1 protein-coding gene is annotated in these 2,095 nt (G+C 69.1%); it reads left to right on the top strand.

The genetic code is table 11. The features are described from left to right. The first annotated feature begins 341 nt into the window (after positions 1-341). A complete protein-coding gene (locus tag VI056_15800; protein HEY6204484.1) occupies positions 342-1,937 on the top strand; it encodes a S8 family serine peptidase in 1,596 nt (531 codons plus the stop codon). Positions 1,938-2,095 lie beyond the last annotated feature (158 nt).

The following is a 2,095-nucleotide window of genomic DNA, read 5'->3' as shown; positions in this document are numbered from 1 at the left end:
GCTGCGCGAGCTGCGCGCCAACAGCGGCACCCAGTTCAACCCGGTGGTGGTCGAGGCCTTCATCAAGACCGTGATCGGCGAGCGGCGCAAGAGCGCGCGCGGCGCCGAGAGCCCCCACCAGCAGGTCTACCAGCAGGCAGTGCAAGCGGTGCGGTCAACCTTCTAGAGGAAGATCTCTCGTTCGGTTGCGGGCCTCGCTCTAGAGCGATTGGTGTAGTGGCCCGCAACCGAATAGAGCAGCGAGTTTCTGTGGTGTATCGGGTGTAACTCGCACGTCCTCCCCTTCACTCGCGCGGGTGATGACCAAAGAGTGACTGGGGTCCACAACTACACACGTGGGGATGCGGCGCGCACTTGGACGATCCGTCACGTCGATCCTCGTCTTCGCGCTGCTCATCGGGACCGCGTGGACTGGTCGCGCCTCCGTCGCGCGCGTCGATGTCGATCCCGCCCTCCACGCCGGCGACGTCGCCCTCATCCAGGTCGCAGCCGGCACCGCATGGACCGTCGCCGCCGACCTGACCTCGGCAGGCGCGACGGACGTCGCCGCGTTCGACAGCGTCAACGTCGTGAGCGCCCGCCTGAGCGATCAGGCGCTCGCGACCGTCGCGACCGACCGCGCGGTGCTCCGCGCCACGACCGACGCTCACGTCACCGCCGTCGGCGGCGGGCGCAACAGCAACGGGAAGGACCTCGACGAGTTCGGCAGCACATCGAAGAAGGACAGCATCGGCATCGAGGCGATCGAGGCCGACGGCGCATGGGCCATCTCGACCGGCGCCGGCGCCGTCGTCGCGCTGATGGACACCGGCATCGGTGCGCACCCCGACCTACCCGCCGGCAAGGTGATCGCCCGCGCGAACTTCGCCAGCGACAACGGCGTCGGGCTCGACCCGGCCGGACACGGCACGCACCTCGCGGGCATCATCGCGGCGCGCGGGACGACCTTCCGCGGCGTCGCCCCCGACGCGCTCCTCGTGGACATCCGCGTCCTCGACCAGAACGGCGACGGCACGCTCCGCAGCGTGGTCGCCGGCTTCGACTGGCTCCTCAAGAACCGGAGGGCGCTGAACATCCGCGTGCTCAACCTGTCGCTCGGCACGACGCAGCGCTCGTCGTATCACACGGATCTGCTCGCCGCGCTGGCCGAGGCCGCATGGTTCTCGGGCGTCGCGGTGGTGGCCGCCGCCGGCAACGACGGTCCCGTGCCCGGAACGATGGCGACACCCGGCGCCGACCCGTTCGTCATCACCGCCGGCAGCTTCGACGACCAAGGGACGCCGGCCGAGCAGGACGACCGTGAGTCGGCCTTCTCGAGCCGCGGCCCGACGCTTGACGGCTTCGCGAAGCCCGACGTGCTCGCCCCGGGTCGCCGCGTCGTGTCGCTCCGCGCGAACGGCGCACGCCTCGAGATGGACAAGCCTGACCGCGTGGTCGCGAACGCGAATGCGCTCGCGAACGCGAACCCGAACGGGATTGTTGTCGGCAACGGCAACGGCAGCAACAGCGCGAACAACCTCAACCTGTACATCCGCATGTCGGGGACATCGGTCTCGAGCGCGATGGTCTCGGGCGTCGCCGCCCTCATCGTCAGCGCGCACGCCGACTACACACCGACGAAGACGAAGGGCGCGATCGTCGCGTCCGGCCGCAGCCTCACGGGCACCGTGAGCCGCGCGGTCACGGCGACGACAGCGCTCACCGCGACCCCGCGTCAGGTCAATGGTCTGCTGCTGCCATCGAGGCTCCTCATGACGACGCTCGAGCGCAGTGGCGTCGCGGGAAGCGGCACGATCTGGGAAGGCATCACCTGGGAAGGCGTGACCTGGGAGTCGGTGACCTGGGAAAGCGTGACATGGGAAAGCGTTCGCTGGGAGGGCGTCGCGTGGGAGACCGTAAGTTGGGAACAAGATCCGCTTTTGGACGGCGCACGATGAGGCAAGGACTTCGCTTCTATGTCCTCTTCGTCGCCGCGCTGGGTGCGGCAGCGCTGGCGCAGTCGCTGCGCACGCTGAACGTCGCGCACGTCGACCCGCTGATGCTGGTGATCCTCATCGCTCTCGCCGCCGCCGCCCAGCGCATGCCGGTGTTCCTG

The sequence above is a fragment of the Candidatus Limnocylindria bacterium genome, from assembly GCA_036523395.1.
Classification (GTDB): domain Bacteria; phylum Chloroflexota; class Limnocylindria; order P2-11E; family P2-11E; genus CF-39.
Note: the sequence above shows the minus strand (reverse complement) of the source record. Positions and strands in the feature narration are given on the sequence as shown.